This window comes from Mesorhizobium sp. M4B.F.Ca.ET.143.01.1.1 (assembly GCF_004792275.1).
In the GTDB taxonomy this organism is placed as follows: domain Bacteria; phylum Pseudomonadota; class Alphaproteobacteria; order Rhizobiales; family Rhizobiaceae; genus Mesorhizobium; species Mesorhizobium abyssinicae.
Window position 1 is genome coordinate 1 of the sequence record NZ_SRSR01000166.1, and the last position, 360, is coordinate 360.

Annotated in this window: 1 protein-coding gene; it reads left to right on the top strand. The window is 62.2% G+C overall.

The genetic code is table 11. From position 1 onward, the window contains the following. Window positions 1-360 (top strand): efflux RND transporter permease subunit (locus EN786_RS36450; protein WP_189524387.1); only part of this gene is annotated, 360 nt, incomplete at both ends.

Below are 360 nucleotides of genomic sequence, written 5' to 3' on the forward strand. Positions count from 1 at the left end.
TCGCAATATCCGCAGATCGCGCCGACCACGGTCAACATCAGCGCCACCTATCCCGGCGCCGACGCGCAGACGGTCGAGAATTCGGTGACCAAGGTCATCGAGCAAGGCATGACCGGCATCGACAATCTCGACTACATGACGGCGACGTCGACCTCGACCGGTTCGGCCTCGATCACGCTGACTTTCACCAGCACGGCCGATCCCGACACCGCGCAGGTGCAGACGCAGAACAAGCTGCAACTGGTGCGGTCGCAACTGCCGCAGGTGGTGCAGAGGAACGGCATCACGGTTTCAAAGTCCTCGACCGGCTTCCTGCTGGTCATCGCCTTCGTCTCCAGCGCCGACAAGCAGAACTCCACC